The sequence below is a fragment of the Pseudoalteromonas sp. MMG024 genome (genome assembly GCF_021654175.1).
In the GTDB taxonomy this organism is placed as follows: Bacteria; Pseudomonadota; Gammaproteobacteria; order Enterobacterales; family Alteromonadaceae; genus Pseudoalteromonas.
Window position 1 is genome coordinate 96253 of the sequence record NZ_JAKFZO010000001.1, and the last position, 23301, is coordinate 119553.

At 40.9% G+C, this 23301-nt stretch carries 16 protein-coding genes; 12 read left to right on the forward strand and 4 right to left on the reverse strand.

Annotation, left to right across the window (positions count from 1 at the left end):
* Positions 1-906 precede the first annotated feature (906 nt).
* The 4 genes from L1068_RS00460 (at position 907) to L1068_RS00475 (ending at position 7444) form a co-directional block, all read left to right on the forward strand.
* Positions 907-3519: a TonB-dependent receptor gene (locus L1068_RS00460; RefSeq protein WP_237128588.1), complete on the forward strand. Its 2613-nt coding sequence runs from the start codon at positions 907-909 to the stop codon at positions 3517-3519.
* 166 nt (positions 3520-3685) lie between these two features.
* Positions 3686-4396, forward strand: coding sequence for a SapC family protein (locus L1068_RS00465; RefSeq protein WP_237128589.1), 711 nt, complete (start codon positions 3686-3688; stop codon positions 4394-4396).
* A 73-nt stretch (positions 4397-4469) separates the two neighbouring features.
* Positions 4470-6008 carry a tryptophan 7-halogenase gene (locus L1068_RS00470; protein ID WP_237128590.1) on the forward strand — a complete coding sequence of 513 codons (1539 nt, stop codon included), beginning with the start codon at positions 4470-4472 and terminating at the stop codon, positions 6006-6008.
* On the forward strand, positions 6008-7444 hold the full coding sequence (locus L1068_RS00475; protein ID WP_237128591.1) for a sulfotransferase: 1437 nt from the start codon (positions 6008-6010) through the stop codon (positions 7442-7444). The genes L1068_RS00470 and L1068_RS00475 overlap by 1 nt, the downstream gene beginning before the upstream one ends.
* Positions 7445-7484: 40 nt before the next feature.
* On the opposite strand, the gene L1068_RS00480 is transcribed toward L1068_RS00475, so the two are convergent.
* The 3 genes from L1068_RS00480 to L1068_RS00490 all read right to left on the reverse strand — a co-directional run bounded on the left by L1068_RS00480 (position 7485) and on the right by L1068_RS00490 (position 9711).
* Positions 7485-8999: a tryptophan halogenase family protein gene (locus L1068_RS00480; protein WP_237128592.1), complete on the reverse strand. Its 1515-nt coding sequence runs from the start codon at positions 8997-8999 to the stop codon at positions 7485-7487.
* Positions 9000-9135: 136 nt separating this feature from the next.
* Complete coding sequence (locus L1068_RS00485; protein ID WP_010560313.1) at positions 9136-9384, reverse strand: DUF465 domain-containing protein; 249 nt, start codon at positions 9382-9384, stop codon at positions 9136-9138.
* A gap of 12 nt (positions 9385-9396) precedes the next feature.
* Positions 9397-9711 carry a TraR/DksA C4-type zinc finger protein gene (locus L1068_RS00490; RefSeq protein WP_010560312.1) on the reverse strand — a complete coding sequence of 105 codons (315 nt, stop codon included), beginning with the start codon at positions 9709-9711 and terminating at the stop codon, positions 9397-9399.
* 469 nt (positions 9712-10180) lie between these two features.
* Here L1068_RS00490 and L1068_RS00495 point away from each other — a divergent pair, with 469 nt between their 5' ends.
* From L1068_RS00495 to L1068_RS00510, 4 genes are all read left to right on the forward strand, one after another.
* Positions 10181-11197 (forward strand): isoaspartyl peptidase/L-asparaginase, encoded by a 1017-nt coding sequence (locus tag L1068_RS00495; protein WP_237128593.1) that lies wholly within the window; start codon positions 10181-10183, stop codon positions 11195-11197.
* Positions 11198-11309: 112 nt separating this feature from the next.
* Positions 11310-15203, forward strand: a complete 3894-nt coding sequence (hrpA, locus tag L1068_RS00500; protein WP_237128802.1) for an ATP-dependent RNA helicase HrpA — start codon at positions 11310-11312, stop codon at positions 15201-15203.
* A gap of 92 nt (positions 15204-15295) precedes the next feature.
* Positions 15296-15592 (forward strand): PilZ domain-containing protein, encoded by a 297-nt coding sequence (locus L1068_RS00505; protein ID WP_237128594.1) that lies wholly within the window; start codon positions 15296-15298, stop codon positions 15590-15592.
* A gap of 162 nt (positions 15593-15754) precedes the next feature.
* The gene (locus L1068_RS00510; protein WP_237128595.1) at positions 15755-16024 is read left to right on the forward strand and encodes a hypothetical protein; all 270 of its coding nucleotides are present in this window, start codon (positions 15755-15757) and stop codon (positions 16022-16024) included.
* A 56-nt stretch (positions 16025-16080) separates the two neighbouring features.
* Here the strand turns inward: L1068_RS00510 and L1068_RS00515 are convergent, their stop codons facing one another.
* Positions 16081-17271 (reverse strand): class I SAM-dependent methyltransferase, encoded by a 1191-nt coding sequence (locus L1068_RS00515; RefSeq protein ID WP_237128596.1) that lies wholly within the window; start codon positions 17269-17271, stop codon positions 16081-16083.
* Between the two features lie 96 nt (positions 17272-17367).
* Between L1068_RS00515 and L1068_RS00520 the strand changes: the two genes are divergently transcribed.
* The 4 genes from L1068_RS00520 to L1068_RS00535 all read left to right on the forward strand — a co-directional run bounded on the left by L1068_RS00520 (position 17368) and on the right by L1068_RS00535 (position 23265).
* Positions 17368-17979 carry a dienelactone hydrolase family protein gene (locus L1068_RS00520; protein WP_237128597.1) on the forward strand — a complete coding sequence of 204 codons (612 nt, stop codon included), beginning with the start codon at positions 17368-17370 and terminating at the stop codon, positions 17977-17979.
* A gap of 36 nt (positions 17980-18015) precedes the next feature.
* A complete protein-coding gene (locus L1068_RS00525) occupies positions 18016-18288 on the forward strand; it encodes an acylphosphatase (protein ID WP_010560305.1) in 273 nt (90 codons plus the stop codon).
* 72 nt (positions 18289-18360) lie between these two features.
* Positions 18361-20592, forward strand: a complete 2232-nt coding sequence (locus tag L1068_RS00530) for a TonB-dependent receptor (RefSeq protein WP_237128598.1) — start codon at positions 18361-18363, stop codon at positions 20590-20592.
* A gap of 21 nt (positions 20593-20613) precedes the next feature.
* Positions 20614-23265, forward strand: a complete 2652-nt coding sequence (locus L1068_RS00535; RefSeq protein WP_237128599.1) for an ATP-binding protein — start codon at positions 20614-20616, stop codon at positions 23263-23265.
* Positions 23266-23301 lie beyond the last annotated feature (36 nt).

Genomic DNA, 23301 nt, shown 5'->3' on the forward strand with positions numbered 1-23301 from the left:
GTTTACGTAAGAGTACTGTTCGCCTGCGCTGTTTGGTTTTCTACTATGTTATTTTATGCTGACTGACCCAATTGCGTTCTCGGCATTGTTTGAATATCGTGAAAATAAGCATGAAAGCTCAATACGCTTTTCTGTAAAAAGTAGCTAACCCACATCGCTGCTTCAAATACCAATCACCACTTCTTTGCGATAATAGAGCAAAATTCATATTTATCTGTGTAAACAACAATTCGATAACCATTGCGTGGTTAACTTTTAACGGTACAACAGGCTCGCTTACTGTGACTCAAACGCTTACTTTGTAACCTGATGTGTTTTGAAAAGCTCAATCATGGCTAATTTTGCGGAAAGATCGAAATAAGACTAGACAAATGACACCGGTGTCTTTATTATCCTAATTAACAAATGACAGCGCTGTCATTTGTTCCCCTTGTAAGTAATGTGAATTAAGATTTGAGGGCTCCACTTTTATCATTCTGCCCAGTGATAGGGGCCCTCAATTAGCTAACACAGAGTTAACCAACGTAACGTTTAAAAAGCGCTTTATCAGGCAATGTAATAATTGCCTGACTTTTTTCTAAAATCGCTCCAAGCACCTGATCCGACCTCCACCTGATTAAACTTTTCTTACAGATTAAGCTTTACAGATAATATTTGCCGTGTGTTATAGTAAAAAGGTCGCTAGTCCCCGTATTTAGCGGGTGTTATGAAAATTTATTATTGCAAATGTAAATAAACTGTTCTTATTTGTTATATATAAATGAACGCGATTGTTTAAAAAATGCAAAAATAATTGTAGCGATATTGTAATTTTACGTGTAAGGTTTGTTATCAGATGACAACGCTGTCATCTTCACTGGGCAGAAAGTGAATTAAACCAAAACAAAATGATTCAAGGGGAATCCTGTGTTAGCTAAAAATTTCAAAAAAAGCTTATTAGCAGTTAACATCGGTTTAGCAATGGGCGCTGGTTTTTCAGGCGTGGCTGTTGCAGCTGATTCAGAAGTACAAGCAAAAGAAGATGTGGAAGTAATTGAGGTACGTGGTATTCGTCGCTCTCTAGAAGCTTCTCTTAATACAAAACGTTTCGCAAACGGTACTGTTGATGCAATCACAGCAGAAGACATTGGTAAAATGCCAGACCGTAACGTTGCAGAATCTCTTCAGCGTGTACCAGGTGTAACAGTACAGCGTCAATGGGGTGAAGGTGCGGCGGTGTCAATCCGTGGTGCGGGCGACGAGCTAACATTAACAACTTTAAATGGTCAAAACGTAGCGTCTACAGGCTGGTTTGTTTTTGAACCTGCAAAACGTTCTTTTAACTATTCACTGTTGCCTTCTGAGTTAGTTGGTGGTGTTGAAGTATACAAATCATCGCAAGCAGACCTTGTTGAAGGTGGCGTTGGTGGTACGGTAGAAATCAACACACGTAAGCCTTTAGATATGGATGCAAACTCAGTTTACGCATCATTAGAAGCGCTAAATTCGACTGATTCTGAAGAAACAACACCATTAATTTCAGGTCTTTACAGCTGGAAAAATAGCAGTGAGACGTTTGGCCTACTCGTTTCTGGTGTTTACCAGGAGCGTGAGTTACAACGCCAAGGTAACGAAGCATTTTGGCAGTGGGGTGCAGGTCCTGTTGCATTTAAACAAGAGCGTGAACGTTCAGCTATTGCAGCTACTTTCCAATATGCACCAACTGATGCGTTAGACATGTCACTTAACCTTATCGACATGGAAATGGCGGCAGATAATACCAACTATGCACTGTGGTTAACGCAAGCTGATACTACTTGGGGTGGTGGTGAAACGGAAGAATTCCTTGAAGGAACACCTGTTAAAGGACCTTTAAATGTAGGCTTCTGGCAGAGTCGCCCTCGTCAAGCTACCATGAACTCGGAAGTTATCGATTTTACTTTAAACTATGCGGGTGATGGTTACGATTTCTCTGTACAGTTTGGTGATACATCGTCAACAGGTGGTACAGATTTTGAAATTGAAATTTTTGACGCGCAAGGTTTGAATCCTGAATCAGGTACACCGATTGTAGACGGCAGCTACGATTTCACGAATGGTAATCAAACGTGGGATTTACCAAATGGTATTGGTGGCGTAGCGCTTGAAGATTACGTACCTAGTCATTTAGCGATTGCAAGTTGTCAAACAGCTGAACCTCATTGTACTCGTATGAACAGAACACCTAAGACTGATGAAGAATCGTACTTCCAAACGGACGTTAAGTTCTACGTCGACCTAGGTCCGATTACTGCTATTAAAACAGGTCTTCGCTATTCGACGCATAATACGACAAGTCGACGCTTTGAATTTATTACAGCAGATGACTTCGAACCTTACATCGATACGACAACGCTTACTGGTGAAAAAACGGATATTGGCGCTGGTGATTATCAAATGACTACATTTGATTCCGATATTTTCATTAATCACGCTAAAGCGGGTATTATCGGTGAAAATGAAGACTTAACCTCTTATAGTGAAATTGATGAAGATAACTTAGCAGTATATGCAATGGCTTCTTTCTCAACTGAAATGGCACGTGGTAACTTTGGTTTACGCATTGTTAATACAGATGCATCTTCAACTTATTTCCTTAATGGTGTTAAAACATCGACTGATGAAAGTTACACTGAAGCGTTACCGAGCTTTAACATCGCCTTCGATATTACTGACGACGTGATTTTGCGTGCGAATGCTGCGCGCACTATGGCACGACCTTCTTACGTAAACATGTATGTTAACCCTAATATCACTGGCGCAAATGACACACTACCAGATAACCAATTCTGGATTGTTGGTAACGTAGGTCTGAAGCCATTTATTTCTAACAACTTAGATTTAGGTATTGAGTGGTACTTCAATGAAAGTTCACTTGTTTCAGCTGGTTTATTCTTTAAAGATGTTGCTAACTTTGTAACTGTTAATGAGTATGCTGCTGATGCTTCTGATATTGACTATCAATTAGCACCAGATGAAGTTCCAAACGGCTGGACAGTACAAGAGCTGGAAAGCAATGGTACAGCTAACATTCAAGGTTTAGAGCTTCAGTATCAACAAGACTTTGGCAATGGCTTCGGTTCAATCGTTAACTACACGTATACAGATGCGGAAACGTCAAGTTCTGAAATCTTTAGTGACGGCAACACCGAAATGAGTGATAGCTCAAAGCATGTTTATAACTTAACGGGTTATTATGAGAATGAATCATTTGAAGTACGTATGTCATATAACTGGCGTTCAGAATACATGATTCGTGATGTTGGTGCATACGGCAACCGTTTACATGATGACTTTGGTACGCTTGATTTTAGCGCTACATGGCATGCAACTGATTTCTTAGATGTACGTCTTACCGCAGTAAACTTAACTGAAGAAGGTTCTGTTCAGAAAGGTAACAATGCAGACTACAGTTCTTACAGCGGCTTCACAAAAGGTTTCCCACTGTTTGAATATGAAATGCCTCGTATGGTATCTCTAGGTGTGGCGCTACGTTTCTAACAGATAAAATAATTTAAAAAGGGAGAGTTTCTCCCTTTTTTTTTTGTCTAAAACCATCTAGCATAGGGCGACAAATAAACGCCATAGCAATGTAAGTCTAGATGCTTTTAGCAAAAAAATGAAAAATTCGCTGCGGCACCATAAAATATAAAGTTGGAGTAGTACCATGGCAGATGTTATCAAGCCGTTGCACAACGAAGTGCATAAAAATTTTAAAATTAAAAATGGATTTAATACAGATCTTGTTAAAGATCAGCATTTAGTGCCTGTAGTAGCACACGAGTTTGCACGTGTAGCAAATGAATATCCAATTGTGTTTGTTAAGAATAACGAAACAGGTGAGTTTCAACCTGTTGCAATGCTAGGTTTGGAGCCTGGTGAAAACCTATTTGTTAAAGATGGTAAGTGGCAAGCAGCATACCTACCGCATGCGCTTACGCGCTATCCACTAGTTCTTAGTAAAAACCCTGAGAATGAAGAGCAGCTATTTGTTGGCATCAACGAATCAAGCGACTTAGTAGGTGAGGACGAGGGTAATGCACTGTTTGATGAGAAAGGCGAAGAAACAGATTACCTTAAGCGTCGTAAAGAAGGCTTAATTGCATTTGTTGAATTCTCACAAGTAACAGCTGCGTTCACTAAATTCCTAGCAGATAAAGAGCTACTTATCCCGCAAACACTTACCCTTGAAATTAAAGGCGAAAAGCGTGATATCAACGGTATTTACCTTATCGATGAGAAGAAGTTAAACGAAATGGCTGATGACGAGTTCTTGGAACTTCGTAAGCGTGGCTACTTACCACCAATTTACTCTTTCTTAACATCAATGCCACAGATTAATCGTCTAGCTCGCTTAAAGGCGGAAGCTGAGAGTTAATCTTCATTTATGATTAGCGAGTGTAATTACACTCGCTTTTTTTTATGCATAATTCAACCATCAAGTTACTTCTGTGAAAATCAAGCAAATAGTTATTTTGGGTGGTGGTACAGCGGGTTGGCTAGCTGCAAATCACTTGGCCAAAAAGTTAAATCTACCTAACGGGATCAACGTAACCTTAGTTGAGTCGCCAAATATTCCAACCATTGGAGTCGGTGAAGGCACTGTGCCGGCTATGCGTGAAAGTCTAAAATACCTAGGCATTGATGAAGGTGATTTCATTAAGCGCTGTGATGCGACTTTCAAGCAAAGTATTAAGTTTGTTAATTGGACGCATGACCCAGCAGCGCATGGCAACCATTACTACCATCACTTATTCGATTACCCATTGATAAATCAATTCAACAGCACTCCTTATTGGTTAAATAAACATTGCCAATTAAGTTATGCAGAAACTGTTGCAGTGCAAGGGAAAATATGTGACCTAGGGCTTGCACCAAAAATGGTTACAGACCCTCAATATCAAGGGACAACAGCTTATGCCTATCACTTGGATGCTGCGAAGTTCTCACAAATGCTAACAGAGAATGCGGTCGATAAGCTTGGCGTTATCCATATTAAAGATGATGTGACCGATGTGATTTTGCATACAGATGGTTCAATAAAAGCACTTGTAACGCAACAAAACGGGAACATTTTCGGCGATGTTTTTATAGATTGCTCAGGATTTAATTCACTCTTGATGGGTGAAAAACTTGGTATTGATTTCGTTGATAAGAGCGATATTTTGTTCGCTGATCACGCACTGGCTATTCAAGTTCCATATCAAAATGTATCTCAACCTATCGCTAGCCATACAATCTCAACTGCTCAGCAAGCAGGTTGGATATGGGATATTGGTTTAACTGAGCGACGTGGTGTAGGCCATGTGTATTCATCTAATCATACTTCTCATGAACAAGCTGAACGCGATTTGCGAGACTATTTAGGAAGCGAGTTTGACAATATAAGCACGCGTCGAATCAAAATGCACATTGGCTACCGCGCAAAGTTTTGGCATAAAAACTGTGTGGCACTTGGTCTTTCGCAAGGTTTTGTAGAGCCTTTAGAAGCGACTGGATTATTAGTGTTTGATGCAACTGCACGCATGCTTGCCGAACAATTCCCAATGGAGCATGCGGAAATGCCGCTTGCAGAAAAGCGTTTTAACCAACGGATCCGTCAAACATGGGACCGTGTTATCGATTTTATTAAACTACATTACTGTATTTCAAAAAGGCGAGATTCTGCTTTTTGGCGCGATAATACAGATCCGCGTTCGATTCCTGACTCACTGCAGGAAAATTTAGAGTATTGGCGTTTTAAAATTCCTACTGAATACGATTTTCATAATAAATTATCTATTTTTAATTTAGATAATTACCTTTATGTTTTGTACGGTATGGAATTTGAGACTAGTTCACAAAATCAGCAGTTCCAGTATCAAGATGTTGACGGTTATCGCGCATGGCTAAAGGAGTTAGCCAACTATCGCGATCATTTGAGTAAAACTTTACCAGAGCATCGAGTGTTGATTGATAAGATTAAAAAATATGGAATACAAAGTGTGTAATGAGTGACACCAACGTTAATTTGATTATTAATCGCGTAAAGCAACACTTTTTAGCAGGAGAATTTAGCGACGTTGAGAACGTACTAACAACGGCACTTCTGCAACACAATAATAATCAACAAATACTGTATTGGCTATGTCAGTTTTATACACAAATGCGGCGCTTTAGTAGTTTAATTGAATTGTTTAAAGTTAATAAAGTACCGGAAAATTGTTTAAACTTTCATATTAGTGCTTTAAGGGCTCTGAAACAGCACGAAGTAGCGATTACGCTGCTGGAAGAATTGTCCGACGCTTCGCCTGAGCGTCAACTATTGTTGGCAACCTTGTACAAAGAGCAGGGGGCTAAAACGCAGGCAATTGAGTTATTGTCACAGCTTATTGATACGTATCCTGAGACGATAGAAGCCTATTGGCAACTTTGCCAACTAACACCTGAGCTCACTACACAACAACACCAAACACTTACGCTTTTTGTGCAGCAGGATGAGCACTCACTGCGTGAACGCGCATTGGCGTGTTATACTTTAGCGTCAGTATTTGACCAAGCTGGCGATCACGCTCGCGCCTTTGACTATTATGCACAAGGGGCCAAGCTAAAACGCCGTTCATTTGGTAATTACCAATTTGATGCTGAATTACATGAACTGGACAATTTAGCGCACGCATTTCATTTGGCTAAATCCGCGACACAACCGCTTGACACGCAAAGTCAGCCGATCTTTATCGTCGGTATGCCGCGCAGTGGTACGACACTAGTGGAGCAAATCATTGCTTCGCACAGTCAAGTGATTGGTGCTGATGAGTTATCAGATCTGATGATGGCTACTCAACAGCTACTACGAAAAGAAAAACCAGCAAGTCCTTACCCTCATTGGGCAGACCAACTTTCGAGCAAAGCGTATTCAGAGATTGCCTTGAATTATTATGAGTTGACTAAACCGTTTCAAACTAAGCGCTATTTTACCGATAAAATGCCGCTTAACTTTAAAGCGATTGGCATAATTAAGCGTGCTTTCCCTAATGCAAAGATTATTCATTGTAAACGCAATGCGCACGATACAATTTGGGGTAATTTCCGTCAGCTCTTTGGTGAAGGCATACGGTTTAGCTACAACCTTAATGAACTAACACGTTATTATTTAGCGTACGATAAGTTAATGACACACTGGCACAGTTTGTATCCTGAGGCTATCTTAACCATAGATTACGAGGCTTTGGTTGATGATATTGAGGCTCAAACAGCACGCTTGTGTGAGTATTTAGAGCTTGATTTTGAAGTGGATTGTTTAGCATTTTTCAAGTCAAACCGCGTGGTGCATACATTGAGCGGTCAGCAAGTACGTCAGCCAATCTTTAAGTCAGGTGTTGGCCGCTGGAAAAACTACGAATTTGCTTTTGGTGAGGTCAATGCATTACTGGATAAAGACGAATAAGTATGTCTTTATCCAGATGTCGTAAGGTTTTTAAAAACAGCTAATTATGTAGTTTATCTAGCGAATCTTGGTGAGTTTCGCTGTATTGCACCGCTTGTTGACAGCGCGCCTTTACAGAATCAAATAACGTTTCCATTTGTGCTTTATCGATGTCAAGGTGTAACTCTGGGTAGTATTGCATGCCATATAAGATAAAGCGGTAATTTTCATCGTTAAAACACGAAGTACTGGCCGTTTGTAAATCAGCATATTCACAAATCTTGTATTTCCAGATTGCGAGCTTACGTTTTAACGCTGGGCAGTGTTCAACTGAACGTTGTGCCGCTTGCCAAAATTCTGTGTCATCTCTATCAGTAATACAGTAATGTAGTACGATAAATTGCTTGAGATCTTCATAAGCATTTATCATTAACTCTGAATAAGACTCTTGGATTGCATCAGGCACACTAACTTGTGTTAAGTGGGTAGAAAGCAAGCGAGCGCCTAGGTTTATTAGATGCAAACCTGTCGACTCTAACGGTTCAATAAATCCACCGGAAAGTCCTACAGTGATACAGTTACCAACCCAAAAACGTTTGCGACGTCCAATTTGCATATCAATGTGTAAAGTTTTAATAAACTCAGACTCGCTACCTAAAAATGATTTTAGTTCGGCCTCTGCTTCTTCTTTACTTAGCCTATTGCCATCGTATACATAGCCGGTTCCTTGACGATTAATCAGATCTATTTGCCACACCCAGCCATTACTTAATGCCGTGGCTTCGGTGTAGGGCTTAGGCTGCTGCTCTGCTGGATATTTGCGCTGTACCGCGACTGCTTTATTGCATGGAAGCGCATCTTCATAACTTACCCAGTTATCTTCACTTACTGCATTGATAAGTAAGCCTTTAAAGCCGGTGCAATCAATAAAGTAATCGCTTTCGAATACGCCATTATCGGTTTCAATACTAATAATATTTTGATTATTTGTGTTTATTTTTTCAACGGTAGCTTCAATGTGCTCGACACCCGCTGCAACTGCTTTTTTACGTAAAAAACGTGCTAATTGGTTCGCATCAATATGATAGCCATAGGGTACAATTCCAGTATAACCTTTGCTATTGGCTGTTTTTGGCCCATGTTGATGCTTAATTAATTCAGATGAAATACAAGTGCCTTCGTCATAACGTTGCCCAGAGAGTTTTTGGCTTAGTAACCAAGATGTTGACAAATCGAAGCCGTTGCCAAACTTTATCTGCTCAAATGGGTGGAAGTATTCATGTACTTTATCTTGTTGAGGTTTCATCCAATTACGAAACATAATCCCTGTTTTATAGGTTGCTTGAGTTTCACTCAACAACTCTTGTTCATCTAACCCCATAGCCGCGAAGAAAAAGCGAATACTGTGTACCGTTGCCTCACCGACACCTAAGATGCCAATATCTGCACTTTCAACAAGGCGCACTTTGATGTTTTGTTTTTCTTTTCGATAAAGGTGGTTGAGGTACATTGCTGTCATCCAACCAGATGAGCCACCACCAACAATTGTGATTGATTTAGTTTTATTATTTTCCATAGCATCGATGTTCGAAAGGTTTGTGTGATATTGATGTTAGCTTTCTAGATTATCGTTATCAAGAAGTAAATGACACCGCTGTCAATGCGGTAAGATTAAAAGCGCCAATTGGCGCTTTTTTTGTGTTTGTTGTTTGTTAATTTTCTTTATGTGTTTTCAGCATCGCGTACAGCTCGTCTTTTAGGTGTAAACGACGCATTTTTTGTTTTTCTAGGTATGCGTCAGAAGTATTTTCAACGCCTTCTTCAATGCGGATCACTTCGTGATCAAGATCGTGGTATTCCTTAAATAATTTAGAAAAGTGCGCATTAGTCATTTTTAATTCGCGAATTTCTTCATTAAATTCTGGAAACTCATGATGCATGTCGTGTTTTTCAATAAACATGGGTGTTATTCCTTATTGTGCACAGTTGATACAAGTTTGAACATAGGGTAATGCATGTAAACGCTCGCGTGATATTTCGCTTTCACACTGGCTACAAATGCCATAATTATTGTTTTCTAAGCGCGAAATAGCGGCATTTACTTGTTGTAATTCCAATTTTGCCTCATGGCGTATGCCATCGAGCACTTGGTCGTTTTCACTCTCTGTCGCTTGCTCTGCAAAGTCTTGCGAGCGACCTTTTTTAAAATCTGAACCAATCGCATTGATGCGTTTATTGAGTTCGATTTGTTTTTCTTTAAGCTCGATTAAAATTGCGTTTTTGTTCATAACGCCTCCTATTCTTTAATTACTAATCTACGCCGCTCGGATGGGATTGCGTTGATCTAGCGCAAAAAAATAACGCCTTTGTGCTGTTCATCGAAAATGCTTGAAATTGACGCGTTTGCCTTGCAAATTGACTAGAGCGTGTTGACCTTTGCTGTCTATTTCTGCAGCAGCTTGTTTGGCATTTAGACTAGGCAGAGCGATTGCAGTGTAGTTATTTTACATAAATGAGCGATAAAGACTTTGTGCTCCTGCAAAGTCACCTTACCCTACATCTGTGTAGCGCAACGCAGTATAAACGTCAAAAAAGCGCTGCCTAACAGGTTCAACCCAAAGTGTTTTGTTCTTTGTTGTTGCTTCTTGACTTAGCCCACTAGGACTACAAAGCAACGTCGCGATCAAAAAGCTTTGGATTTGAACAGAATTTAGACCACAAAGATCAACACGCTCTAAAAACAAAAGGAAAACAATAATGAACAAACGACTCGCAACTGCGCTTTTAACAGCGTTTTTATCTACTAGCGTGTTTGCATCAAGTGAACAGCCTTTCTCAATCGCCATTCACGGTGGAGCAGGCACGATAGACAAAAGTAAATTTACCCCTGAAAAGGAAGCGGCGTATCGCGCTAAACTGCAAGAAGCGGTAGAAGCAGGTTATAAAGTGCTTGAAAACGGTGGTGAGAGCTTAACCGCGGTCACTACAGCCATTAATATCTTAGAAAATTCGCCGTTTTTTAATGCTGGGATTGGCGCCGTTTACACTTATGATGGGCACCATGAACTTGACGCATCAATTATGGATGGGCGCGACCGTCAAGCGGGTGCTGTAGCAGGTGTTAAGCACATTAAAAACCCAATTGATTTAGCACGTTTAGTAATGGAAGAGTCTGTACACGTGATGCTAAGCGGCAATGGCGCAGAACAGTTTGCTAAGAAAAACGGCATGAGTTTAGTTAATAACAGTGTGTTCGACACCGAGCACCGTTATAAAGCGTTAGAGCGAGCCAAAAAGAAACTCAATAAAACAGAGAACTACCAAGCAAATCATCTTGCATTGCCTGAGCAATATAAAATGGGCACGGTCGGTGCTGTGGCGTTAGATAAACACGGTAACTTGGCAGCTGGTACATCAACCGGTGGTATGACGGCAAAACGCTTTGGTCGTATTGGTGATTCGCCTGTGATTGGTGCGGGTACCTTTGCCGATAACCGTTCATGTGCGGTGTCAGCTACAGGCCATGGTGAATATTTCATCCGTTACAGTGTGGCGTCTGATATTTGTGCTCGTGTGCAGTATCAAGGCAAAACCATTCAGCAAGCCGGTGATGAAGTAATTCATGATGTACTTAAACCAATAGGGGGCACAGGTGGCGTAATTATTGTTGATAGTAAAGGTAATATTAGTCTGCCATTTAATACCAAAGGCATGTATCGCGCGTCAAAACAGGCAAATCAGCCTACCTATGTGGCAATTTTTAAAGATGAATAAAGGCGATTTTTTCGTTTAATAAAATTAAAATAGGGGAAGCGCAATGCTTCCCTTATTTTATGACAATCAATTTGTTATTATTGGCCTTTTGAAATTCCGCTTTATTCTATCTATGGCTAATCCACAACAGCAGCTCTATTCACTCTTAAAAAATTGTCTTAAGAAAGATCAGTTTTTCTTCAAACGCCGCCTCGATGGTGTGAAAAAAATAAATGATGAAGCAAAACAGGTGAAGGTGCTTACCACAATTACAAAAGACATTGAAAAAAGCATCGAGCTGAGGGAGTTACGTTTAAAGCACCTGCCAAAGGTGAGTTATCCAGAAAACCTACCGGTTAGTCAGAAAAAAGACGATATTAAAAAAGCCATTAGCGAAAATCAGGTGGTGATTGTCGCGGGTGAAACCGGTTCAGGTAAAACCACTCAGTTACCAAAAATTTGTTTAGAGCTTGGCCGAGGTGTTGCAGGTTTAATTGGCCACACTCAACCACGCCGATTAGCGGCGCGCAGTGTTGCAGCGCGTGTTGCTGAGGAAATTGGCACCACCATAGGTGATAAAGTGGGTTTTAAAATTCGCTTTAGTGATCAAGTTTCTAACTCAAGCTATTTGAAGCTGATGACTGATGGTGTGTTGCTCGCGGAAATTCAACAAGATAGATTTTTAAACCAGTACGATACCATCATTATCGATGAAGCGCACGAACGCAGTTTAAATATCGACTTTATTTTAGGTTATTTGAAAAACCTGTTACCCAAACGCCCCGATTTAAAACTGATTATCACCTCGGCAACCATCGATCCCGAGCGATTTTCAAAGCATTTTAACAATGCGCCGATTATTGAAGTATCGGGCCGCACTTACCCTGTTGAGGTGCGTTATCGTCCGTTAACGGAAATCGACAAAACTGAGATGGAAGCAGAGGGCGATCAACTGCAAGGTATTTTTGATGCGGTTGATGAGCTAATGCACGCTGGGCCGGGCGATATTCTTATTTTTATGAATGGTGAGCGTGAAATTCGCGACACGGCCGATGCGCTCGCAAAACGCGGCATTGCAAATACCGAAGTGCTGCCACTTTATGCGCGCCTTTCAAATGCTGAGCAAAACCGTATTTTTGCCTCGCACTCTGGCCGTCGCATTGTATTGTCTACTAACGTTGCAGAAACGTCACTTACGGTTCCGGGCATTCGTTATGTTATCGATCCTGGTACAGCACGTATTAGCCGATACAGCTACCGTACTAAGGTTCAACGTTTACCAATTGAAGCAATTTCGCAGGCCAGTGCTAATCAGCGTAAAGGGCGATGTGGTCGTGTGGCGGAAGGTATTTGTATTCGCCTTTATTCAGAAGAAGACTTTTTGGGCCGCCCTGAATTTACCGACCCAGAAATTTTAAGAACAAATTTAGCGTCAGTTATTTTGCAAATGTTGGCACTTGGCTTAGGCGATATTGCGAAATTCCCATTTGTGCAAGCACCAGATAACCGTAATATTACAGATGGTCTTCGCTTACTTGAAGAAATTCAGGCAATTACTCCTGTTACACGAAAGAAAGATTATAAGCTTACTAAAGCAGGACGCGAATTAAGCCGCTTACCAGTTGACCCGCGGCTAGCAAAAATTGTGCACGCAGCGAAAGACTTCGACACCATGTTCGAAGCGATTGTGATTGTGGCGGCGTTATCGATTCAAGACCCACGAGAATTCCCGCAAGATAAAAAGGCCAAAGCACAAGAAAGCCATAGCCGCTTTGCGGACAAAGACTCAGATTTTATCGGCTTTTTAAACTTATGGCGTTATTTAGAAGAGCAACAACAAGCATTATCGCGCAGCCAATTTAGAAAGCTTTGCCAAAACGAATTCTTTGCTTATATGCGTGTACGTGAATGGCAAGATATTGTTTATCAACTGGTATCCACATGCGAAGAAATGGGTTTTAAAATGAATCAAAACCCAAGCGATTATGAAGCAATTCATAAATCAATTTTGGCAGGTATGCTCAGCCATATTGGTATGAAAGATGAAAATCAGCAATACATAGGTGCGCGTCAAAGTAAGTTCTTTGTATTCCCAGGTTCAGGCCTTTTCAAAAAGTCACCGAAATGGTTAGTGGCGGCAGAGCTTGTTGAAACCAGTAAACTCTTTGCCCGTATTAATGCCAAGATAGATCTTGCATGGGTTGCGCCACTTGCACAGCATTTGGTTAATCGCAGTTACAGTGAACCGCACTGGCAAAAGAAAGCGGGCGCGGTAATGGCGTTTGAACAGCAAACCCTTTATGGCTTAACCATTGTTTCACGTAAAAGCGTGCAATTTAATAAAATAGACGCCAAGTTAAGCCGTGAAATTTTTATTCGCAGTGCGTTGGTTGAACAACAGCTTGGTAAAAGTGAAAGCTTTTTAAACTTTAATCAAAAGCTGATTGATGAAGTACAAGATCTTGAGCACAAAGCACGTCGTCGCGATATTTTAGTCGATGAAGAAACCTTGATGGACTTTTACCATCAACGATTGCCAGATAACATCACCAGTCGCATTGAATTTAATACTTGGTGGAAGAGCAAAAAGAAAACCGAGCCAAAATACCTGCATATGGATAAAGCGGCGTTAATGCAACATGATGCGGCTCATATTAGCAAAGACAATTACCCTGATGTTTGGCAGCAAGGCAACTTGTTCTTCCCGTTAGAGTATCACTTTGAGCCGGGGCAAGCATTGGATGGTGTCGTGGTGCAAGTGCCATTAGCGCTGTTAAACCAAGTGGAAGATACGGGGTTTGATTGGCATATTCCGGCGTTTCGTCATGAGCTAATAACCGCCTTAATTAAATCGTTACCGAAAACAACACGTCGTAATTTTGTGCCAGCGCCTAATTACGCCGATGCCGTCATGGCGTCACTTGAGCCAATGCAGGGCAGTTTTATTGAGGCAATCAGCAAGCAGTTATTGCGTATGTCAGGTATCACGATTAAAGCACAAGAGTGGGATTACTCTGCGCTGCCGAGTCATTTGAAACTTCAGTTTGCCATTAGCGATGATAAAAATAAATTGCTCGCAAGTGGTTTCGACTTAACTGAACTTAAAGAAAAACTGAAAGGCAAAGTCAGTGACAATCTTGCCAAAGTAGCTGAAAAAGGCATAGAACAAAGTAACTTAATTGAATGGTCATTCGGTGAATTACCCGCATCTTACGTACAAAAACAAGGTCAGTACGAGGTTAAGGCGTATCCAGCTTTAGTAGATGAAGGAAAATCCACAAGCATTAAATTGTTTGATGCTAAAGACAAAGCAGATAGTGCACACTTAAAAGGCTTACGTCGTTTAGTGTTATTAAACATTCCATCGCCGATTAAGTATTTACAGCAAAAACTGCCAAACAAGGCGAAGTTAGGCCTTTATTTTAATCCGTTTGGTAAAATTAACGAGCTGATTGACGATTGTATTGCTGCTGCAGTTGATGACATTTTGGCTGCGAGCAGCGCTGTACGCGATGAGCAATCGTTTGCCGAGATTAAAGAAACCATTCGTGGTGAGTTGGGGGATGCAGTTGTTGCGATTGCACTCGATGTTGAAGCGGCACTTAGTCTTGTTAGTGGCTTAAATAAAAAGCTAAAAGGTAAAACCGATCTCACTATGATCTTGGCGCAAGGTGATATAAAGGAACAGTTATCACAGCTTATTTTTAAAGGCTTTGTTACCCGTCACGGCGCCAAGCGCATTAAAGATGTGATCCGCTATTTAAAAGGCATTGAGCGACGGTTAGAAAAACTGCCAATTGATCCGCATCAAGATAAACTGAAAATGTTAGATGTGGAAAAATCGCAAAAGCTACTTAGCGATGCATTTGGTAAAGCGCGTTCAAACAGTGAAAAACAGAGCCTTGAAGAAGTACGCTGGATGATTGAAGAGCTACGCATTTCAATGTTTGCACAGAATTTAGGTACAGCGTATCCTATCTCGTTGAAGCGCATACAAAATGCAATCAAAGAGAGTAGTGGCGAATAAATATCACAAGCAAATGTAAATTTTTTGTTATTGGAAATCGGCATTTGCTGTGGTAATAATAAACCTGCGACAGGAAGTTTAGGGGAAATCTAATGTTGTATGAAGACAAGCGTAATTTTTTTCGCATGTTAGTAAATGTCGAAGCACAGCTAGTAATTTTAGATTCAGAAGCTGGCCGTAAAATTGATGGTGTATGCCGAGATTTAAGTGCTACGGGTATGGCAATTGAAATCGATGAGCCATTAGAGGTAAGCACACAAGTAAAAGTACGTATCGATGCCACCAATAACAGTGTGCCGGCACTTGATGCACTAGCAACTGTGGTGCGCTGCAGCGAAATAGAAGATCAAGAATATTTGCTGGGGTTGGAAGTACTGGAAATTAATTAAAAAGGAGCTTGATGCTCCTTTTTTAATGGCAAAATCTACCTGAAATAAAACTAGCTATATACTAGACCTAAGCTTTACTTTATTGAATATAAAGAATTTAGTGTTGACATAACGCGCTAAGGGCGGCAACGTAGTTACGATTTTAGCAAAAAGGATATGTGTATGTGGTCATGGATAATGATAGTACTAGGCCTAGTCGCATCTGGGTATTTTACCGACGTGTATTCTGAATCGAACTTGCAAGCGATAGTGTGCCCGATTATTTTTGTGATATTGATTATTACCACTTTAATTAAAGCATCACTTCTTTCATCTGGTCTTAGTAACTCTAGAAGCGGAACCAATGGAACTAGCTTTAGTGGCGGTGGATTTCTCGGTGGTGACAGTGGTTCAAGTGGTGGCGATTGTTCTGGCGGGGGCGGTGACTGTTAAATTTGAAACTTAAAAAGAACTGTCAGATGCAATACCTGAATCTGACAGTTTTAGTTTTATAATACCTTACAGATAAGGCCTTTAAGGTAGAATCCTTCAGGGTATTCCCCCGCAATTGGGTGATCTGGTGCTTGATTTAATCGTTCCATAATACGCAGCTCTCTGCCCGCATCTAATGCCGCATCGGCAACCACTTTTTGGAATAAGTTCTGTTCCATTAAACCAGAGCATGAGAAGGTTAATAACGTGCCACCTGGTTTTAAAATTTGCATGGCAATCATATTGATATCTTTATAACCACGGCATGCACCGGTCAATTGTGCTTTGCTGTCTGCAAACTTAGGCGGATCCATCACAATCGTGTCGAACTTCACGCCGTTTTCGCGATATTCACGCAGTAATTTGAAAACGTCCTGTTTGATAAAGCCTACTTTTGATAGATCAAGGTTGTTGTGTTCGACATTGCGTTTGGCAATGGCAAGTGCACTCTCTGACACATCGACATTAGTCACTTTTTCGCAGCCTGATTTTAATGCGTAGAGACTAAATGTACCTGTATAGCTGAAGCAGTTAAGTACGGTTTTATCTTTAGAGAAACGGCTTAATGCATTACGGCTATCGCGTTGGTCTAAGTAAAAACCAGTTTTGTGACCGCCTAAAATATCCACTTCCAACGCTAAGCCATTTTCCATTATTTTAACCGGCTCGGTTGGTGCACTGCCGTGTAATACGCCAGTAATTGGCTCCAAGCCTTCTTTTTTGCGTACATCAACGTCAGAACGTTCATATACATTGCAACCTGGGAATAATTTAATTAGTGCTTGCACTAATTCGCCTTTATGGCGTTCGGCACCTGCACTTAGTAACTGGCACACTAAGTAGTTATCAAACTTGTCAATAGTGATGCCTGGTAGGCCGTCTGATTCTGCGGCACACAATCTAAAACCGGTTAGCCCGCCTTCTTCAATAACATAATCGCGTAAACTAAGGGCTTGTTTTAATCGGTTATAGAAAAAGTCTGTATCAACAATGGTATTTTCATCAAACGACCAAACACGTGCGCGAATTTGTGATTGCGGACTGTAAGCAGCAATCGCTAAAAATTTACCATCTGCATCGTAAACGCTAACGGTGTCACCTAAGCCCGGGTTGCCCTTAACTTTTTTAATGGCTTTAGAAAAAATCCAAGGGTGTTTGCGCTTTAACGACTTTTCACGCCCTGGTTGAAGATAAATAACCCCAGACATAATGGCTCCGGTTGTTGCAGGTAAAAAAGGTCGTTATTTTAGTTAACCTCGTAGGTGCTTACAAGTAGAATACGCTTTTGCTAATCGACAATTGCTATGAAGATTCTTATTGCCACAGATATTTTTGGTGAAACCCCATCACATTTGGCACTTTGTGAACGCTTAGCGTCACATCATTCAGTTACGTCTCTTTCCCCGTACGAGCATAACCCCCCAGCATTTGCGAATGAATCAGACGCCTATCAGTATTTTTTACAATCAGGTGGTATGGATAACTATCTGTTACGCTTAAAGAGTTTGAAAAATGCGGATGAAATTGACATCGCCCTTGGTTTCAGTGCTGGCGGCGCGGCAGTCTGGGCGGGACAACACTTGCTGCCGTCACTTAAAAAAGCGATAGCTTATTACCCGGGGCAGATCCGACACTATCTAGAAGTGCAGCCTGCGGTGCCTTGGCATATTGTGTTTGCGCATTACGAAGCGCATTTTGACCAAAACCAAATAATTGATGCGTTGTTGCCAAAAACTGCGCTTTCTCTTTATCGCGCGCCATATCGCCATGGTTTTGTAAATCCAGATTCGCTGCAGTTTAACCACACGGCAAGAGAGCAGGCAATAGCCTGTCTTTTGCAAAGTATTGACGCTGTTGAAGGTGACAGTTTTGCGAATTACTATGAAAAATTTGGCAATACTAGAGTGACCGACTAAGTTTGTTTAAACAGTTGCTATTAAATTGGTGTGGATATGTCAGAGCGAACCTTAAAAGCTATTGTCGCTGGGCGCGTACAAGGGGTTTTTTATCGCGCGTCAGTCAAGCAAGTTGCAGAGCAATTAGGTATTAGTGGCTATGCAAAAAATCTTGCTAATGGTGAAGTAGAAGTCGAAGCGACTGGCCAAGACTTAAAGCTCATTAAGTTTACTGAGTTTTTAGAGCAAGGGCCAAGTAAAGCTGAAGTGGAAAAGGTGTCGTGGGATTATATTCAAACAAAACAGTTCAATGGCTTTGAGGTACAATAGCGAAAAAATTAGTACCTTTGCAATTCACTGATTATACTTACATTTATAACTAACAAAAGAATGCTCTCACGTATGAAACTACGCTTACTTTATGTTGCCTGCGCGCTTGCCTGCGCCCCTTCGTTTGCTCAATCTACTAAAACTGATATGGAGGTGATTGAGGTCTATGCTACAAAACGTGCACAACCGATTAAACAAGTAAGTGTTACCTTATCGAGAATAGATGGTGAGCAAATTAATGCGGAACAGTTAAAAGACATCACCGCTATTGGTCATTTAATTCCAAACGTTAAAATCTCCCAAAATGCGGCAGAGGGTACAACGCCCGCGGTGAATATCCGTGGCGTTGGCCTAATTGATTACAACACATCAAATACATCGCCTATTGCGATTTATCAAGATGACGTATCAGTGGGTGCTGCCAATAATCAATTGGTTAACTTATTTGATATCGAAAGCGTAGAAGTGCTGCGCGGACCGCAAGGTACCTTATTTGGTCGTAATAGTACCGGTGGGGCAATATTAGTGCGTAACAAGTTGCCCGAGCTAAATAATTTAGATGGCTACATAAAAGTAGGGCGAGGTAATCTAAACTTTGGTTTGCTTGAAGGTGTGGCGAATCTTCCGTTAAGCGATTCAATCGCGGCGCGAGTAGCGGTGAGCTCAAAAGAATATGATTATTCTACCAATAACTTAATTCCTGAATCAGAACAAGCGAATATGGTGCAAACCGATTATCGTATTGCTGTTTATGGGCAATGGGATAACTTCGATATGCTGTTCAAAATCAATGGCAATGACTGGGATGGCCGTGTAAATCCAGTTGGTTCTATTGGCATATTTAAAAATCCTGCTGATGGTTCTTTATGTAGTAAAGACGAGCTTGGTTCAAATAGCTGCTTTGATGCGTTTGGCTTTAACGATGGCAGTGAGAACTTTTTCGATGTTATGGTGAATAATGAGCAAGAACACGATACGGAAAATATAGGTGCGTCGCTAAAACTTAATTATCAATTTAACGATGTAACTCAGCTCACTAGCATTACAGCATATAACTCCCTTAACCGCGATCATGGTTTTAATTGTGACGGTAGTCCAGCCCAGCTATGTGAAGGCCATTTGGGTACTAAAGATGATGCGTTTAGTCAGGAAATTCGCGTATCGTCAAAGTTCGATGTTGGGTATTTAATGGCGGGCTTCTTTTACTTACATGAAGACATTAAACAAAATAACTTCAATGATATTCTGCGTGACCTACGTGGCGTACTTGATCCTAGTTTAACGACGACTTTCTTTTATGATAATACCATTAATGTTGAATCTGCAGCCTTGTTTGCCCAGTTTGATTGGCAAGTCAATTCGCAATTTACCGTGGTGCTTGGCACGCGGTATACCGATGAAACGGTTAAATATGAATCCGATAGCGATTTAAACCTTGTGCTCGACCCAAGTGATTTACTTGGCCAAACAATTGATTACTATAGCGTGTCTGGTGATGAAAGCGATGAGCAGTTATCAGGAAAGTTAGCGCTTAATTATCAAACATTAAACGGCACACAATTTTATTATTCACTTTCTAATGGTTATAAAAGCGGCGGTTACTATGGTGGCTTTATTGCCACCGAAGAGCAGGCAAAGCTAGCTGCATATGGTCCTGAATATTTGATTGCGAATGAATTGGGCCTGCGTACAGAGTTATTTGATAATACGTGGAAAATTTCAGCAGCAGCGTTCCATTATGATTATCAAGATCAGCAAGTGTTTATGAATCAGGCAAGTGCTACTCCTAATGCGCCGCCGTTACAGCTATTAGAAAATGTCGCTTCATCAACAATCTATGGTGTGGAAGTTGAGAATACGTGGTTTGTCGGCAGCGATTTAGATATCGTGCTTAATATTGGTTACTTGCCTCATGCAGAATTTGACGAATATACCGACCCACTTGGTAATCAGCTTACCGATAACCGTTTACCATTCACATCTGAATGGAATATTTCAAGCAATGTAAATTACCGTATTAATTTTGATAAAAGCGAACTTACGTTTGGCATTGGTAACGATTATCAGTCGGAATATTACTTTGACCAGAACATGAATGCGTTTGCGATGCAGGATGATGTATTGTTATGGCATGCAAACGTATCGTATCGTATCGCAAATTGGCATGTTAATCTGTGGGGTAAAAACCTAACAGATGAAGAGTACAGTCACTTAAAGTTCGACCTGAGCTCATTTTTAGGCATGCTCGAAGATTTTAAAGCCGAAGGCCGTCAATATGGCGTAAATCTGCGTTATCAATTTTAATTCATGTTCGGAAAGCAGTAGATGATCAGAACACGTGGGATATACTTTTTACTGATTTGTTGGTGTTTGCTGAGTCCGATTTTGGCCTCAGCAACGGTTCTGTCTGAAGAACAACTCGGCGCTAATGTATTAACCCACGCGGTGCAAATTGATAACTCACAGCCTCTAAGCTTTCCGCTGAGCTTTCAAGAATCCCTAACTTGGCAACACAAAGCACAAGCTGTAAAACGACCTAATATATTTGGCGATGAAGTGTGGTATGCGCTTTCAATTGATAATCAACTCGCTAGCGGTGATTATGTATTTGCGCCGTCAAACTTTATGGCAGATGACATTGAGGTACGGGTTTTTGCCAAAGATGGCGTACAAACTACGTATTCGGGCGCTAATTACCCATTAAATGTGCCATTTCATTTCGCCAATCGTGTTCACTTAAAACAAGGTGAGCAATATATGGTGATTATGCGCATCACCAGTAACTATTTTTACACTGCGCCAAAAGTAACGGTTAGTCACGCCTCCAAGTTTGAACAGCAAGCAACCGTAAATTCTACCATAATGCTGCTTTGTTTCGGCATTGGCTTAGCGCTTGGGCTATATAATTTACTAATTTACTTTGTGTCGCGAGAAAAAATGCACTTGTACTATGCATTATTTACCGCGTCGTGGGTATTCGCGTGGAGTCATTTCTTTTTAATTCCACAGCAGCTATTTAATATTAACACCGCGTCTGTTCATTGGTTGGGGTTTATTTTGCTGCCGCTTACCAATGCACTGTTTTTTATTCCGTTTTTACGACTGGATGAACGCTTTCCCCAATTGGCAAAAGTCGCTTTATGGATTGGTTATGGTGCGCTAGCCGGCATTCCGATAAGTTTGTTTATGCCGGGGTTCGGCTTTATCTGGGCTACGCTCGTTACCGGAACCATGATGGTGATTGGTATGGCGTCTGGATTACTTAGTTGGCAACATGGTTTTAAACCAGCCCGTTATTTTATTTTGGCTTACATTGCAATGCTGCTGCCGAATATGGTGGGCAATTTAAATAACTTGGGATTATTGGGTGACGTTAACGCAAACTTTTACTTGTACGGCTTAATTGGCACCACATTAGATGCCTTGTTATTGGCGTTTGCGGTGGCTGATAAATTGCGTTTAATCAATCAGCAAAATATCGATTTAAGTCAAAACCTAGAACTAAAAGTACGCGAACGTACCATAGCCCTTGAAGTACTGACTGATGAACTTAAAGACGCAAATCAGGCAAAATCACGCTTCTTAGCCAATATGAGTCATGAAATTCGTACGCCGATGACCTCTATTTTAGGCTATGTGGATACCTTAAACAGTGATAACACGTTAACGCCAAACGAGCAGCGTCATGCGCTTAAAGTCATCCAAAAGAACAGCCGACACTTACTAAGCCTAATTAATGACATTCTCGATGTATCTAAGATTGAAGCAAACAAACTTACCATTGAGCAAGTGCCAACGAATATCTTCCAGTTACTTTCCGAGGTGGGTTCAATTTTGGGGCGCCAAGTGCGTGATAAAGGTCTGGAATTTAACATCGACTATCATTTTCCGCTGCCTAACACCATCATGTCAGATCCGGTTAGGTTGCGCCAAGTTTTGCTTAACCTAGCCAGTAACTCAGTTAAATTTACCAAAAAAGGCAGTGTCAGTATTAAGGTTGAAATGGAAGAGGACGACCTGAAAATTACCATTGTTGATACGGGTATTGGCATGGATGAACAGGCCGTTAAAAAGTTATTTACGCCATTTCATCAGGGCGATATATCGACCACACGACAATATGGTGGCACTGGTTTAGGTTTACATATTTCCAAAAACTTAATTGAGCGCTTGGGTGGTTTAATTAACGTCTCGAGCAAACCAGGTAAAGGATCAAAATTTAGTTTTACACTGCCATGTTATACAACCACAGAAACCAAATGGCTTGATTCATACCAAGTTACTCAAGAAGCGAATACCAAGAAAAAACAATCTGGCGAGGTTAAAAAACTCGAAGGCAGTATTTTGCTGGCAGAAGATCACCCAGATAATCGCCTGTTTATATCCCGAATGCTTGAAAATTTAGGATTTCAGGTTACGTGTGTTGAAAATGGTGCTCTGGCAGTTGATGCCACCTTTACCGATGAGTTTGATATTATTTTGTTAGATATTCAAATGCCAGTGATGGATGGGATTGAAGCCCATGAATTAATGCGCTCAACGGGTGTATCGTGCCCGATTTTGGCGCTTACTGCTAATGCTATGACAGATGAAATTAAACACTATTTATCAGTAGGATTTGATGACCATATTGCCAAACCCATTGATCAAACCGAGTTTTATGAAAAGCTGAGCAAGTATACTGGTATACCAATTGAAGTTGCGGCCATTCCAGAGCAAGACTTAAAAATTATGCGTTTGCAATTTATTAATAACTTAATGGAACAAAAAGCCCTCGCTGAGCACTTATTTTGTTTAGGTGATAATAAAGAGTTGGCTAAACTGTGCCATGCAATTTATGGCGCAGCAGGTATGTTTGGCTTTGATGAGTTGGGTCAAATGGCTAAAGGTTTAGAAGGCGCCTTGAAATCACAATCACAAAAAGATATTAGCTCATCGTATCAATCATTTATGCGTTCGATTAAACAGGTGAGTTAAATTTTCCCGATTTATGCTTAACCCGTTTAGCTTTAA